Origin of the sequence: Exiguobacterium sp. s181, from assembly GCF_018617125.1 — a bacterium.
GTDB lineage: Bacteria > Bacillota > Bacilli > Exiguobacteriales > Exiguobacteriaceae > Exiguobacterium > Exiguobacterium profundum.
The window spans coordinates 928577-943201 of the sequence record NZ_JACSJM010000002.1 but is presented as its reverse complement, the minus strand read 5'-3'; the positions used below and the strand labels follow the sequence as shown (position 1 = coordinate 943201).

Here is a 14625-nt window from a genome sequence, read left to right as displayed (position 1 = left end):
GACGTCAAAAAAATGACGCGCCCTCCGGCCCGTCTTCCTTCGCTTTAGGCTCAAAGCGAGGCTTTTCGCTCGTTGGCTACGGAAGCCTGGACTTATGTGCGCTCTACGCATTTTTTTGAGGCTCTCCCTGCGGTCGCCCTTGCACCGTCTCCCGACGCTCGCTTCGTTTCCGTCAACAGGACGCACAACGGTGTTCGTTCTGAGGACAGCTTTTCTATCTGAAAGGGGACAAACCATCATGGAACTATCCGCCATCATCGAGGTCATCCGTATCAAACAAGAGGTTCGCGAGGAAATGGTCGCCCTCGAGCACGCCATCATCCACTCGCCGGACAATGCTCGGCAAATCGGGGCATCGTTCATCGGTGACGATGACCGTGAAGTGTTCCTCGTCATCATGCTCAACACGAAGAACCGGGTCATCGGTGTCCATCGGGCGCATGTCGGGAGCGTCAATTCGAGTGTCGTCCACCCACGGGAAATCTTCAAATGCGCCATCTTGAACAATGCCTCGTGCATCATCGCCTGTCACCAACATCCGAGCGGGGACCCGACCCCGAGCCGGGAGGACATCCTCGTCTCCGAACGGTTACATGAAGCAGACGACCTCATCGGCATCCCGGTGCTCGAACATCTCATCCTCGGTGCGGACGAGTCGTACGTCAGCATGAAACAGCGAGGTTACATGGGTTAAATGGAATGGAGTGGGGCCGGGGGACCGGTCCCGGTCCGTCCGGTAAGGGCAAGGACGAAAAACGTACGTTTTTCTATGTCGGGATGGGCGACTCGCGGTGCTCTCGCCTGGATCCATAGAGCGGGATCCGGAAAAGGGTCGTTTTCGTATGACGAAAATGGAGTGGTTCGTATGAGGATATGGGACCATGTTTTGGTCTGTCTCGTAAGAAGATTGTTTGATGAAATGTCAGGAGTGAAAACACAGTTTGTTTATTGAAAACGAGCATGTTTTCTAAACAAGCCCTAGGGCTTGTTTGAAACAACACCAGGGCTTACGTGAAATATCCTGAGATGTTGCTTACGTGGATGCGAGGTATCATGAGGCTATCAACAGGAGAGGATGATTCAGGAGGACAGCTACCAACTAGATCAACAGACTATGGACGAGATGACGGAGGTATTACTTCGACGCCTTCCTGACCGGCTCCAAGAAGATTTTGAGGACTTAAAACTTGTGAGCATGGATATTCTTTGTGATGTGAAGGAAGGAGAAAGCTTGACCCACCTCACCGTCTTTTTCAATACCAATATGATTCGACGGAATCGTCGTACATAAGAAAAAGGGATGATTGTATACATGTATCTGTGTATACAATTTTTAAAAGTCTTCATTTCTGTAGCTTCATGAACAAAGACTGAATTGGCTCTGGACAGGGAATCGTTCTATAGAGAACCGGAAGGGGGGAGACGTAATGGACGAGGGGCTGCTTGATGACTATGCGTTCGGGAGATTGGATCCGTTCGTCCGGACCGTGTTCTCAGAACTGATGGAACATCCTGAGTGGATGCGTGTCGTCGACAGGGCACATTGCGTTGAGAAGGTCGTCCGGTTCGATGAAGGGCGGAACTCGCCTTACTTCCGCGTGGTGATTTATCTGGATGCAGAAGAGCGTCCGGTCAAGATAATGTATCTATACGGGACATGGGTGGTGGCGGATGGGGACGTCAGTTTCGTCGTCTCAGAGCTATCCAAGGGTGTAGAAGTGATGCATGTCCATTGGCTCATCAAGTATCGTTTCGAGGATTGGGGAGTCTCTGAAGACGGAGCATGGGAGAAGGAATGGTAATCCGGGCTCATGCGTGAGCGTCTAACGCTTCTTGGCGAAGTGGCTCATCGCAACGCTCCCCCTTAAAAACCATCATTCCACTTTCATAAAGACAAGTGATGATTCAGCCCTGATAATATCTTCTGCATACCTCACTTTAGGAGTACTCGAATAGGGTTACTTTTAGAACGGATGTAAATAGCTCTTTCAAAGCCTCCAATGGGAAAGACGGTGGATATGTCATCACTGTTTCAACTTGGATTGTCTGTTCCGCCACATCATCGACGTCATAAACGCTGTCCATCCACCGAGTACTAGGATATAAATTCCTAAAAATAATACGAATGCCCCATAGTCTTCGAGTTCCTCAAATGGATTCTGAATGATCATCGGTTCAAATCGTATGCCGACCATCATCAATGGAATGAAGAATAGAAAGAAACGTTTCCAAAAATAGTGTTTGTACGGTTGTGGCACAGGCTGCTCCATAATCGTACCTCCTCAATTGAATTACACTTATTTACATATATGATAGCATGTTCTCATTTGAGGTTGGATGAGAAATCATTCTTTTTAAGCCGATTTCAAATGAAAAGAGGGTGGCCGATTCATTCAGCCACCCTCAAGTCTGTTATTCACTTGAACCAGTCAGTTCTCCCGTCCCGAACGTCGCGCTGAACGCACGGCACCAGATGACGACGGTGTTGTACTCTTCTAGATTCACATCCTTAGGGATCAAATAGTTTTGATTGCCGATGTTTCCTTTTAAGGCCCCTAGACTGACGCCTTCGGTCGTCTCCTGTCCTGGTTTCGTCAAATAGACGAATAAATCAGGACCGTTTGTCGTCTCAAATTCTTCAAATCGGAGGTACGTCCCGTCTTCTGCCTCGACCGAGCGGATTGTGCCGGTCGTCTCATAATTTTTCTCCCCGTCCATGAACACACCCGCTACTTCGGTTGGACTCGGTTGTGCTTCCGGTGTCTCGGACGTCTCTTGATCTGATTCCTCTTCCTCTGGAGCTGGTGATTCGACTGCTGTCGACTGCAATCCTTCATCGACCGTCCCGGTTAAGAATAGTGGGGAGATGAGCCATCAGGCAACAGCGATTACGGCTACGCCAATCACACCGATGATGAGTTTCGTACTTGTTTTCATATATGAGTCCTCCTTTTCGGTTGTATGAACCGTTATTTCCCGTTTCCCGATTAATGTGCTAATTAAAAGACGCGAATGCTAACATTCGCGTCTGATGACCGTTATACGGTTTCCGTCCAGTTTTCCTCGATGAACTCGTCGCGTCCCGAGATGGCCCGGTCTTCCTTATAATGCTTCGGATTCTTTTTATGATAATCCTGATGGTAGTCTTCTGCAGCGAAGAACGTCGTCGCCGGAATGATTTTCGTGACGATCGGAGCCGAGAAGCGACCACTTGCCGCCAACACATCGCGACTCGCCTCAGCCGCGATACGTTGTTCTTCCGTGTGATAGAAGATGGCTGGGGCATACTGAGGTCCCCGGTCTTGGAATTGACCACCATCGTCCGTCGGGTCTGTCTGAATCCAATACAGCTCAAGAAGACGTTCATACGAGAATAATGCTGGATCATATGTGATTTGAACGACCTCGAGGTGCCCCGTCGTCCCGGTTTTCACTTGTTCATATGTCGGATTGTCGACCTGTCCGCCCATATAGCCGGATACGATGCCTTCAATCCCTGGTAATTCTTCAAATGGTGTCACCATGCACCAAAAACAGCCGCCTGCGAATGTTGCTTTTTCCATACTGTCGTTCCCTCCAAATCGTCATTCAACAAAAAAGCGCTCACGTCGGATGACATGAGCGCTTTCGTCATATCGTCCAAGGTTTCCCTTGCTGGTCGTAGCACCTTGCCTAAGGCAGGTTGCTGTGAAGTCGCGGAGCCAGATCTCTCGTTCACTCTTGATATCGATATGTAGTTGGTGAGAGCATCATACCACCCTCAAAATACATTCGTCAATGATTCGGTTTTCGTTTCAACTGAAAAACCGTCAAGACGATGATGAATCCAATCAACCCGATGGAAATGAGCGTACCATACGGCACATTCTCCCCGTATAGCTGTAAGAAAAATAGACCGAATACGGCAAGCAACACAAAGACATAGGAGCGAGTCATTGGGACCTCCTGTTTTTTCTTAAGTGTATCAAGAACACATCGACTTGGCGATACGAAAAGGAAATCAGACGTAGAGCACGAATAAAGGGAGAGAGGTAAAGGAGGAATGTAGGATGGAACAAATCCAATTACATGAACTGACGATTGAGCGTGCGCGTCGTGGGTATAAAGAAGGAGAATTCACGGCGAGAGACGTGACCGCCTACTATTTAGAACGGATTGCGACGTATAATGAACGGCTTCACGCCGTCATTCAAGTCAATCCGGACGCCCTGTTCGAGGCAGAGGCAGCAGACCGGGCGTACCGAAAAGGGGTACGCAAACCGCTACTCGGCATTCCCGTCTTAATCAAAGACAATATCGAGACAAGCGGTCTGATGCGAACGACTGCAGGTGCTGCCGCGATGCGACATCATTTCGCCGCTCGAGATGCCGAGCTCGTCAAACGCTTGCGGGCTGACGGCGCTATCATCCTTGGGAAGGCGAACCTGTCCGAGTGGGCGAACTTTTTAACGGAAGATATGCCGAACGGTTGGAGTGCTGTCGGTGGACAGACGATGAACCCATATGGCGACGGGTTGGATGTCGGGGGATCAAGTTCAGGTTCGGCTTCAGCGGTCGCGGCAAACCTCACGCTTCTCGCAGTCGGGTCTGAGACGAGCGGTTCCATCGTCCATCCGAGTGTCCATAACAGCATCGTCGGGATTAAGCCGACGGTCGGATTGATTAGCCGCTCCGGAATTATCCCGATCTCACGTTCTCAAGATACGGCAGGACCGATGGCGCGCACGCTTCGTGATGCGGTCATCGCCTTACAATCGATGTGCGGTGAGGATGAATCAGACCCGGCGACGTGGGAAACTCCAGTCGGACCGCCTTATGTGACATGTCTCGATGTGAGGCAAGCGGTCGGGATGCGCGTCGGGTTCGTCAAACCGGACATTTCTGAAGAAGAAGTCGGATTGTATGAGGGGGCGCTTCGATTGCTACGGCAAGCCGAGGTCGAACTCGTCGAGGTCACGCTTCCGAAGCATGCGGCACTAGAACAGGCGGACATCCTGTTCGACGAATTCAAGCTCGGGGTCGAGGCGTATCTTGCCAATACGACCGTGCCGTTTAAAACGCTATCCGACCTGATCGAGTGGAACGCGGAACATCCTGAATCGATTCCGCACGGCCAGACCATCTTTGAAGAAGCGAACGCCAAATCTGGAAAACTGACTGAAGCGAACTATCTCGATCGTCGCATCGAGGACGTCCGTCTCGCGAAAACGGAAGGGATTGACACATTGCTTGCGTCACATAAACTGGACGCACTCGTCCTGCCGCATGACATGAACTACGACATGGCTGCAAAAGCAGGTCATCCGACGATTACAATCCCATATCATTTGAAAAAGAGCGGTGCCCCATTCGGACTCTCGTTCACGGGGACGAGCTATGCGGAGCGTGATTTAATCCGAGTCGCTTATGCGTTCGAACAGTTCGTCACACGACCGACGCCTCCAGATTATTCGTAAGTTGCACCCGTCTCTCACGTCCGCTACAATGGTACGTATGCGGATTAGAGAAAGGACAGATTACAATGAAATCATCTATATACGGGTTGACGTTCGATCAACTCACAAACGATTGTACGGAAGCGGGATACGGTGCCTTCCACGCACGTCAAGTTTGGGACTCGCTCTACATCGACCGGGTCAAATCGATGGACGACCTCAACGTACGTGATGAGGTGCGTGATTACTTAACAGAGAAATATGTCATCTCAACACAAAAACTGTTCGTCAAACAAGAAGCGGGCGACGGGACGGTCAAATTCTTACTTAAATTACATGACGGGCACTACATCGAGACGGTGCTCATGCGTCACAAATACGGACGTTCGGTCTGTGTGACGACTCAGGTCGGTTGTAACATCGGCTGTAGCTTCTGTGCGAGCGGCTTGTTGAAAAAGACGCGTGACTTGACGGCGGGTGAGGTCGTCGAGCAGATCATGACCGTCCAACACTTCCTCGATGAAGAGGGTGAAGGGGACCGCGTCAGCCATATCGTCGTTATGGGAATCGGTGAACCGTTCGATAACTTCGAGAACTTGGTCGACTTCTTGCGTGTCGTCAAAGATGAGCGTGGACTTGCGATCGCCCCACGTAAAATCAACGTGTCGACAAGTGGTCTCGCGGATAAGATCTACAAGTTTGCGGACCTCGACTTACGCATCAACTTGGCGCTCTCTCTACATGCGCCAAACGATGAATTACGTACACGCATCATGAAAATCAACCGGGCGTTCCCGCTTGATAAACTCATGCCGTCGATTCGCTATTACGTCGAGAAGACGAACAAACGAATCACATTCGAATATATCCTGCTCTCGAAAGTGAACGATTTGCCGGAACATGCGGAAGAACTCGCCGACTTGATCGAAGACATCAAAGACAAGTCATACGTCAACTTGATTCCATATAACCCGGTCAACGAGCACATCCAATATGAGCGAAGCACGCCTGAGGACATCATGGCGTTCTACGACATCTTGAAAAAGCGTGGCGTCAACACTGGTGTCCGTCTCGAGCACGGGACAGACATCGATGCGGCATGTGGACAACTCCGCAGTAAGCATATGAACGTCGAAGGCGCGAAGTAAACAAATGGCCTCTCCGAATCTCGGGGAGGCCATTCGTTTACCGTTTTTGCCCGACATATTGAATCACAGCGGATTCGCCGTGATGGAGCGTGCCTTCTTCTCGCCAGACGACCGTCTCATGTAAGACGAGCGGTACGAAATCGTCCTCTAGTTGGTGGAACATCTCTTCGGTTTAAAGAAGTGAGGCGTCGTTTGGTCCACCTGTCCCGTAAGCGAGTTGATGTGTAGCGTAGACTTCACTCAGGAACAAACCACCAGGTCGAAGCGTTTGTTGGATATCCGAAAACACCTTTTCTCTGACGTGTGGAGGAAAGTGGCCAAAGATACAGATGACCATGTCATACGCCTCGTTTGGCCAATCGGCTTCATTCAAGTCGATCTGTTTCGTCTGAATGGACACGTTTCGTGACGTCGACAAGCGCTTCGCTTTGTCGAGCCCTACTATAGAAGCGTCCCACATCTCGACTTCAAAGCCGAGCGTGGCGAGCCATACCGCGTTTCGACCTTCGCCCACCGCGATGGCCAATACACGTTTTCTTTAAGGTTGATGAGACGTGACCCATTCGTGTAAAAATTCGTTTGGCTCTGTACCATACACATACTCTTCCGAACTAAATCGTTCAACCTATTTCGACAAGCCATTCACTCCCTCGCTACGTTTCTTTCACCATAGCAAAACGAACGGACGACGGTGAAAATCCAACACGATTTTCTGGATTCATGCATAGTCCCGATGCGAGAGGGGAATAGATTTCTGAACTAATGGATAGAGTGGAGGCTAAGTGATGGAGAAAGTAGATGCGTCGTTGTGGATTCGTGTACGAAATACGCTTGGTGAAGGTCCGTGTTGGGATGCCGAGCTGAAGCGGTTTTATTGGGTAGATATCGAAGGCCATACATTGTGGTGGTATGAAGAACGTGAGGATGAAATCTCGTCGTTTGAAGTCGGGAAACAAGTCGGTTTCGTCATTCCGAAAGTGACGGATGGCGTTGTCCTTGGTTTGAAGGACGGCATTTATGAGTGGGATGAGATCAATCGGGACTTGAAGAAGATTGTCGAGTTGGATGATCCGGACGGTCAATTGCGGTTCAATGACGGAAAAGCCGATCCATACGGTCGAATCTTCGCCGGAACACTTCATCTCGAAGACAAAGAGAATCAAGCGACATTGTATCTTGTCGATCGGGATGGTACGACGACGACACTCATGGATGAGCTCACACTTTCGAACGGGTTGACGTGGTCTCCTGACCATTCCGTTTTTTATCATATCGATACACCGACTGAAACGATTCGCCAATATGATTTCGATTTGAAGGCGGGTACGTTATCAAATGGAAAGGTCGTCATCGATTTCGCGGACGAGGATGGCTTCCCAGACGGTATGACATCAGATACGGAAGGATGTTTATGGATTGCGCATTACGCCGGAAGCAAAGTATCTCGCTGGAATCCATCAACCGGTGAAAAGCTGTTAGAAGTTCACGTTCCTGCACCGAATGTCACATCCTGCGCCTTCATCGGGGATGGGCTCAATCGATTGGCCATCACGACGGCTCGTGAGGGGATGGATGAGGAAGCGTTAGCCGAATATCCGGATGCTGGATCGGTATTTATCATCGATACAGAGGTGAAAGGGATGCCGCTTTATCGTTTTGGGCGTTGAGGAGGACATGCAATGGTGAAACGACTGTTAGTTCGAGCGGGTATTGGGTTGGCAGTTGCGGCAGCGGTCAAGATGGGAATTCAAAAGTTGCAAGAAAATCGAGCGCGGGAAGAAGATCATTCTTATCTCGACCCAAAATGGGAGGAGGTGCCGAGTGTCGATTCTGACAAGGACGAGGATGAGGTCGGGTTGACGCAACTCGACTCCATCTATCGGGCGGAGTGGCAAGCGAACGCCTATCCCCGCTCGGAAGCAGAACGAAAAGCGTTGGAAGAATAAAAGCATGTTTTTCAAAACACGTCCGTGTGGCGTGTTTTTTTTGTTGACAAATCGAATCAGTCGTTTGAATATATAAAGAGTAATGATTACGATTTAATGGAGGTTCATCAGTATGAAACGAATTCCAATTACCGTACTCTCGGGTTATCTTGGTAGCGGAAAGACGACACTGCTCAACCACATCTTACATAACCGGGAAGATAAAAAATATGCGGTCATCGTGAACGATATGAGCGAGTTAAACATTGATGAGAAATTGATTGAACAGGGTGGTTTCTCCCGTACCGATGAAAAATTAGTCGAACTCTCGAACGGGTGCATCTGTTGTACCCTACGTGAGGATTTGCTGACAGCGGTCTATGATCTTACAAACGATCGCGACCTCGATGGCATCATCATCGAGTCTTCTGGTATCTCTGAACCGATTCCCATTGCGCAGACGTTCACGTATGCCGATGATGCGCTCGGAATCGATTTGACGAGCCGTGTCTATATCGATGCGATGGTCACTGTCGTCGATGCGTACCGCTTCTTCAAAGATTTCAATTCTGGTGAATCGCTCATGGAACGTCAACAAGCCGTCGATACAGGTGACGTACGTGAAGTCGTCGATCAAGTCGAATTTGCGGATATCATCGTGTTGAATAAGGCAGACCGGGTGTCTGGAGCGGAACTGCAGGAGATGAAGGGGCTACTTAAGACACTCAACCCGAGCGCGCGATTATTGACTTCAACATACTCCGACGTAGCGTTAGACGATCTACTCGACGTCCAGTTGTTCGATTTCGATCAGGCGATGCGTGCGGCGGGATGGATTCAAGAACTTGAGGCAGAAGAACATACGCCGGAAACGGAGGAGTATGGCATCAGCTCGTTCGTCTACCGTCGTCGTCGACCGTTCCACCCTGAGCGCTTGATGAATTGGATGGAGCACTATCCTGAAGAAATCGTCCGTGCCAAAGGCTTCTTGTGGATCGCGTCACGGAACGACCTTGCCTGTCTCTTCTCCCAGGCCGGATACGCATCGACGCTCGAACATGCCGGTCGTTGGTTAGCGACCCTTCCCGAGAGTGAACGAGAGGCCATGTTCGTCTCAGAACCTGAGCTGCGTGAAGATTACATCGAGCCGTACGGAGACCGACAGAACGAATTGGTCCTTATCGGTCAACGGATGGACCGGGAGGCGGTCGAGCAATCACTTGACGCCTGCTTGTTGACGGATGAGGAGATGGTAGCGGAGTGGGATTCGTTCCATGACCCACTTCCTGGTACTGGCCAACTCGTCACCTATTCAGATTGACCGTTTACAAACTGACGAAACATCGCTATACTGTGACTGCATAAGTAACCGCATATCAATGACTGCACTAGGGGTGCTTCGGCTGAGATGTGAGCATGGCTCCGATCCCTTATAACTCGATCCAGGTAATACTGGCGTGAGGAAGTGCGGCACTTTCTCTATGCAAGTTTGTATAGATTTTGTTGCTGCATTCTCATGAATGCGGCTTTTTTTTATGCAAACACATATAGAGGGGGAAACAAGATGAATGAATCATGTGGCACGAGTCCGATTGTCGGATTTCGCTTCACGCTTAGCCCGATGACAGATGACTTTGTCGGGACGATCAAAGGGGCATTGAAAGGAACGAATATGACGGGTGTGTGGCGACATACGGATGACGTGTCGACCGTGATCCGAGGTCGCGCCGAGCACGTGTTCGACGTCGCACGGACCGTCTTAAGCCTGGCTTCGGAGGAAGGACGCCATGTCTCGATGAGCGGAACCTTCTCTGTCGGATGTCCGGGAGATTCGGCAGGGGATGAGGTGCTCGAGGCACCACCACAACCACTGAATGGAATTTCAAGAGAACAGTATGTCTCGTCACAGTTCGCGCTTTATCCGATGGGGGCGGAGAACTATATGGATCTCATCTATGATGAAATCGAGCAAGCGAAACAGGCGGGTGTCTATAATGACTCCATGCACTACGCGTCAGGCATTCATGGGAACTTGGATGATGTGTTCTCGTATTACGAGTCGGCGTTCAACCGGACACGCGAGAAGAATCGACACGTCGTCATGACGGTGACGTTCAGTGTGAACAGTCCGTCACATGGAGGACAACATGCTTAAATCGTGGAAATTGAAAGAGGTCGTCCTCGTCTCCGTATTGTCTGTCGTCTTTGCCGTCGTCTACTTATTGTTTGTTCATATCGGGAACTTATGGGCAGGGTTGATTGGACCGATCGCCTATGAATGGATCTTCGGTATCTGGTTCATCGTGTCAATCATCTCGGCGTATATCATTCGGAAGCCGGGTGCGGCCTTCATCTCGGAAGTGATGGCAGCGACGATTGAAATGTTGATTGGGAATGCGATCGGACCGCGCATCATCTTGGTCGGTATCGTCCAAGGTCTTGGGGCGGAAGCAGTCTTTGCGATGACAGGTTATCGTCGATACGAGCTTTGGGTTCTCATGCTTGCTGGATTTGGCTCGGCCGTCACGAGTTTCGTGTACACTTACTTCATGAGCGGATTTGCGATGCTCGAACCGGGATATGTAGCGACGATGTTCGGGCTGCGGGCGGTCAGTGGCATGGTCATCGCAGGAATCGGTGGGAAGTTGCTCAGTGACCTGTTGCTCAAGACGGGGTCGCTTCGTGGCTATGCGATTGCTCGGAGTGGGAACGTCCATGGTTGAGACAGGATCGCTTTCATTCCGATTCCCCGAAAGTCTGGATACCATCTTAAAAGATGTGACACTATTCATAAAACCTGGACGCACGATTTTGACAGGAGCGAGCGGAAGCGGGAAGTCGACCCTGCTCGCGCTGTTCAACCGTCTCTATCCAGAGAATTGTGATGGGATCCTGGAAGGCAAACTCGAACTACTGGGACGCTCACACGACGACTACGCACCAGGCGAGATCAATCAGCGGGTCGGGACGGTATTCCAAGACCCGGACACGCAGTTCGTGATGGAACGGGTGGAAGAGGAACTCGTCTTCACACTCGAAAATTTGCAGACGCCGGTCGAGGTCATCGATCAGCGCGTGACGGAGATTCTCGAGTCACTCCAACTGACCGATTACCGAAATCGTCACATCGATTCCTTGTCAGGAGGGGAGAAACAGCGGATCGCCGTCGCTTGCGCCATGGTCGGACAACCGGAATGGTTGCTTCTCGATGAGCCGTTGACACACCTTGATCCAGTGACCGCGAATCGATTCGTCGACTGGCTCGATCACTTGGACAACGTGAACGTCATCGTTGTCGAACATCGCGCGCACTTGTGGGGAGACTTTTTTGATTGGCACATCGAACTCGATCAAGGACGGATTGTACGGAACGAGCCGTTTCAACCGGTCGATGATTTTTCATTCACACGATCGTCATTATCACGACAAGCAGTCGAACACTATGTGGTCGACGAGGTGGAGCGTGACACATTTCGATTAAAAGGAGTGACCCTAACAGCTCGTATCGGGGAAGTGATTGCCATATTAGGACCAAATGGGAGTGGAAAGTCGACGTTATTACGAAGTTTGACGGAGTCTGACCGTCGGGTCGGACTCGTCCCTCAATCTCCGGAACACTTATTTTTCATGAACTCGGTCGAGCAAGAGTTACAATTTGGTCATGAGGAATCAATTGATAACGTACTAGAGGAGCTATCCCTCGAGGATAAACGAGTCCTCCATCCACTGTCGCTCAGTCACGGTCAGAAGCGACGACTCGCCGTCGGGATTCAGTTACTCTCAAACAAACAGTTGCTTGCCTTCGATGAACCGACGGCTGGCCAAGATGAACCGTCACTCCATGCACTAGAGATTTTGATGAAGCGGCATGCGGCAAAGGGACAGACGATCTTGTTCGTGACCCATGACTTATCGTTCGCCAATATCGCCCATACGTTCTATTTGATGAAGGATGGAGAACTCTCAGGACCATTCGGGGATGAGCTTTGGGAGGACACGGAGAGACTTCGTCATTATCGACTAGCGGGAGGACGACAACGATGTCACTCCATGATATGAATCCGACAATCAAGTTCGGGACGATGACAATCATCATGTTCGGGCTTGCCTTGTTTTATAACCCTTGGACCCCGCTCGTCATCATCGTCGGTACGTTGACGATTCAATTGCTGGCGACGGACGTGTGCTGGAAGAAGTGGAGCCTGTTTTTGATTCCTTTTCTCGTCACGGCGCTCGGGACGTTTTGGACGACACTCGTGTTTGGGAAGGAGCTCGGGGGCGAGACGTGGGTAACCCTTCTCGGTCAAGATATCTCAAAAGAAGAGGCGCGCGTCGCTACGTCTCTTAGTCTCCGTGTATTGGCGTTCACCGTATTGTCGCTCCTCTTCATGTTGACGACCGATTCGAAACGTTTCGTCATGAGTTTGATGCAACAGACGAGGCTTTCACCGACGATTGCCTACAGCGCGCTCGTCGGATTCCGCTTCCTTCCGTTGATGCAACGGGAGATGTATCAGCTTCAATACGCGCATCGTCTTCGCGGCGTTCCGCTCGATACGAAATGGGAACGGATTCGTCATGTACCGAAACTCCTTCTCCCGCTGTTGGCAGGTTCGATCCGACGTGCGGAACGGGTCGCCTTCTCTATGGAGGCGAGGGGTTTCACGAGTGGGAAACGGACCGTCTATGAGCGGATTGACGTCAAACCGTCCGATTACATATGGTCCGGTATATTCTTCACACTGTTTGGCCTTTCCATTTGGATCGGCATATGAAAAGACGACTCACGGAGAGTCGTCTTTTTTCGTTTCTTTCACGATGCGAAACTTCGGTTTGACCGATTCGTTGTTGAACGCCTCGAGAACGGTATTCTCGTTTGCCATTCGAATCTGTTGTGGCTCGCCTTTTGCTGTCGTACCGATGCAATACATGTTCGCTTCATAATCCGCAAAGAGCGATTTGTAAGATGTCGCGTGGTGCATCAAGCGACCTGGAGACCCCCAACCGACGATGATCATCCCGCCGCTTGCTTCTACCTCTTGTAACGTCTCTTCGACGTAATGGTAGTTCGTCTCATCGAGTTGAGACTCCACGTATGGAAGGTTGTCATTGATGGCGAGTGTCGGGACGAGACTGATGACCCGCATTTCTCGAATCGGTTGTGACAAATGATTTTGCATCAACATATAAGCACGCTGTGTCGTCGTGCCAGACAAAAAGGCATCGCTCATCCGCGGCGAGTAAATAATGACGGCGCAGATGACGCCATCCTCCACATCGGTGAACTCATACGTTCGCATATAGCGTTTCGTTTTATCTTCATTGAAGATTGATTTGACGCGGATGGTTACTTCTTCTACATGCGTGTTCATTTCCATTCCTCACTTTTTCATGTAAGCATCAGCCGAGCGATTTAAACCACTCGATATATCGAATCGTGTAATAAGCAACTCGTTGACTAAGCGTATCACGCTCATCCGGCATGAACGTCACGCTTGATTCATAGTTCTCGAAGTACGTCATGACATCATTGACATATTGCTCACTTCGATTGTATTCGAAGATAGCGTTTCGGACGGATGTGACTGAATCTGTTTTTTTTCCACCGTGTTCACTTAAATAATACGCCGCCGTGTGCGCAGAATCAACTAGACTGTGTGGGTCAGCTTTTCCATCGCCGTTTCCGTCGCGACCGAGTCCACCATACTGCTCAATCAAGGCAAGGTCCGTCAAATCTACTTCGTCTTCTGGGACATCGCCTTTTTGGTCATCGGTGTCATATTCCCAACCGAGCCAAGTGCGGGGCATGAATTGAAATGGTCCAATCGCACCGACAGACGAACGCATCGAAGAACTGTGCGAGAAGATGGTCTCTACCCGATGAACGGCAGCCAGTAGGCGCCAGTCCACGTCATACGTGTCAGCAGCGTCTTGATAGACGGCCAGATGCGTGTTCGGGACACCGTTCTCTCCATAATAGGTTCGATACAATCCATTGTTCACTTTATCATGTTGACCGAGCCAGCCGACTGCCCCGAGCAAAAGCACGAGCACAATGATGAAACCGGTCAGTCGCAGCATCATACGTTTCAAGATACCGCCTCCTAGCTTTTAGAC

General features: G+C 50.3%; 19 protein-coding genes and 2 riboswitches. Of the genes, 11 read left to right on the top strand and 8 right to left on the bottom strand.

What is annotated here, in order from left to right:
- The first annotated feature begins 238 nt into the window (after window positions 1–238).
- Together KNO70_RS11315 and KNO70_RS11310 are read left to right on the top strand one after the other, a co-directional pair.
- Window positions 239–694: a JAB domain-containing protein gene (locus KNO70_RS11315; protein ID WP_214812633.1), complete on the top strand. Its 456-nt coding sequence runs from the start codon at window positions 239–241 to the stop codon at window positions 692–694.
- 733 nt (window positions 695–1427) lie between these two features.
- A complete protein-coding gene (locus tag KNO70_RS11310) occupies window positions 1428–1802 on the top strand; it encodes a hypothetical protein (protein ID WP_214684193.1) in 375 nt (124 codons plus the stop codon).
- A gap of 222 nt (window positions 1803–2024) precedes the next feature.
- Here the strand turns inward: KNO70_RS11310 and KNO70_RS11305 are convergent, their stop codons facing one another.
- The 4 genes from KNO70_RS11305 to KNO70_RS11290 form a co-directional block, all read right to left on the bottom strand.
- The gene (locus KNO70_RS11305; protein WP_214756955.1) at window positions 2025–2270 is read right to left on the bottom strand and encodes a hypothetical protein; all 246 of its coding nucleotides are present in this window, start codon (window positions 2268–2270) and stop codon (window positions 2025–2027) included.
- A gap of 142 nt (window positions 2271–2412) precedes the next feature.
- Window positions 2413–2829: a DM13 domain-containing protein gene (locus KNO70_RS11300; RefSeq protein WP_251028244.1), complete on the bottom strand. Its 417-nt coding sequence runs from the start codon at window positions 2827–2829 to the stop codon at window positions 2413–2415.
- Between the two features lie 209 nt (window positions 2830–3038).
- Window positions 3039–3563: a peptide-methionine (S)-S-oxide reductase MsrA gene (gene msrA, locus KNO70_RS11295; protein WP_214756957.1), complete on the bottom strand. Its 525-nt coding sequence runs from the start codon at window positions 3561–3563 to the stop codon at window positions 3039–3041.
- 67 nt (window positions 3564–3630) lie between these two features.
- A riboswitch (SAM riboswitch) is annotated at window positions 3631–3730 on the bottom strand.
- A gap of 44 nt (window positions 3731–3774) precedes the next feature.
- Window positions 3775–3936 carry a hypothetical protein gene (locus tag KNO70_RS11290; RefSeq protein ID WP_168169845.1) on the bottom strand — a complete coding sequence of 54 codons (162 nt, stop codon included), beginning with the start codon at window positions 3934–3936 and terminating at the stop codon, window positions 3775–3777.
- Window positions 3937–4049: 113 nt separating this feature from the next.
- Here KNO70_RS11290 and KNO70_RS11285 point away from each other — a divergent pair, with 113 nt between their 5' ends.
- Window positions 4050–5456, top strand: a complete 1407-nt coding sequence (locus KNO70_RS11285; protein ID WP_214756959.1) for an amidase family protein — start codon at window positions 4050–4052, stop codon at window positions 5454–5456.
- 65 nt (window positions 5457–5521) lie between these two features.
- A complete protein-coding gene (gene rlmN, locus KNO70_RS11280; RefSeq protein ID WP_214812632.1) occupies window positions 5522–6583 on the top strand; it encodes a dual-specificity RNA methyltransferase RlmN in 1062 nt (353 codons plus the stop codon).
- A 37-nt stretch (window positions 6584–6620) separates the two neighbouring features.
- Here rlmN and KNO70_RS16260 read toward each other — a convergent pair whose 3' ends face one another.
- Window positions 6621–6746 carry a hypothetical protein gene (locus KNO70_RS16260; RefSeq protein ID WP_256441004.1) on the bottom strand — a complete coding sequence of 42 codons (126 nt, stop codon included), beginning with the start codon at window positions 6744–6746 and terminating at the stop codon, window positions 6621–6623.
- Window positions 6747–6755: 9 nt separating this feature from the next.
- A complete protein-coding gene (locus KNO70_RS16170; protein WP_251030101.1) occupies window positions 6756–7109 on the bottom strand; it encodes a class I SAM-dependent methyltransferase in 354 nt (117 codons plus the stop codon).
- A 259-nt stretch (window positions 7110–7368) separates the two neighbouring features.
- Between KNO70_RS16170 and KNO70_RS11270 the strand changes: the two genes are divergently transcribed.
- The 7 genes from KNO70_RS11270 to KNO70_RS11240 all read left to right on the top strand — a co-directional run bounded on the left by KNO70_RS11270 (window position 7369) and on the right by KNO70_RS11240 (window position 13283).
- Window positions 7369–8250: an SMP-30/gluconolactonase/LRE family protein gene (locus KNO70_RS11270; RefSeq protein WP_214812631.1), complete on the top strand. Its 882-nt coding sequence runs from the start codon at window positions 7369–7371 to the stop codon at window positions 8248–8250.
- 12 nt (window positions 8251–8262) lie between these two features.
- Window positions 8263–8529, top strand: a complete 267-nt coding sequence (locus tag KNO70_RS11265; protein WP_214812630.1) for a hypothetical protein — start codon at window positions 8263–8265, stop codon at window positions 8527–8529.
- A 112-nt stretch (window positions 8530–8641) separates the two neighbouring features.
- Window positions 8642–9829 (top strand): GTP-binding protein, encoded by a 1188-nt coding sequence (locus tag KNO70_RS11260; protein ID WP_214812629.1) that lies wholly within the window; start codon window positions 8642–8644, stop codon window positions 9827–9829.
- Window positions 9830–9888: 59 nt separating this feature from the next.
- Window positions 9889–9989: riboswitch (TPP riboswitch) on the top strand.
- Window positions 9990–10072: 83 nt separating this feature from the next.
- Window positions 10073–10663: a YkoF family thiamine/hydroxymethylpyrimidine-binding protein gene (locus tag KNO70_RS11255; RefSeq protein WP_012726388.1), complete on the top strand. Its 591-nt coding sequence runs from the start codon at window positions 10073–10075 to the stop codon at window positions 10661–10663.
- Window positions 10656–11231, top strand: a complete 576-nt coding sequence (locus KNO70_RS11250) for an ECF transporter S component (protein WP_012726387.1) — start codon at window positions 10656–10658, stop codon at window positions 11229–11231. The genes KNO70_RS11255 and KNO70_RS11250 overlap by 8 nt, the downstream gene beginning before the upstream one ends.
- Entirely contained in the window at window positions 11197–12567 is a 1371-nt protein-coding gene (locus KNO70_RS16280; RefSeq protein WP_305798182.1) for an ABC transporter ATP-binding protein, read from the top strand. Before KNO70_RS11250 ends, KNO70_RS16280 begins: the two co-directional genes overlap by 35 nt.
- Window positions 12549–13283 carry an energy-coupling factor transporter transmembrane component T family protein gene (locus tag KNO70_RS11240; RefSeq protein WP_214812627.1) on the top strand — a complete coding sequence of 245 codons (735 nt, stop codon included), beginning with the start codon at window positions 12549–12551 and terminating at the stop codon, window positions 13281–13283. The genes KNO70_RS16280 and KNO70_RS11240 overlap by 19 nt, the downstream gene beginning before the upstream one ends.
- A gap of 9 nt (window positions 13284–13292) precedes the next feature.
- On the opposite strand, the gene KNO70_RS11235 is transcribed toward KNO70_RS11240, so the two are convergent.
- Together KNO70_RS11235 and KNO70_RS11230 are read right to left on the bottom strand one after the other, a co-directional pair.
- On the bottom strand, window positions 13293–13880 hold the full coding sequence (locus tag KNO70_RS11235) for a DUF1643 domain-containing protein (protein WP_012726384.1): 588 nt from the start codon (window positions 13878–13880) through the stop codon (window positions 13293–13295).
- 28 nt (window positions 13881–13908) lie between these two features.
- On the bottom strand, window positions 13909–14592 hold the full coding sequence (locus tag KNO70_RS11230) for a lytic transglycosylase domain-containing protein (protein WP_240499874.1): 684 nt from the start codon (window positions 14590–14592) through the stop codon (window positions 13909–13911).
- Window positions 14593–14625 lie beyond the last annotated feature (33 nt).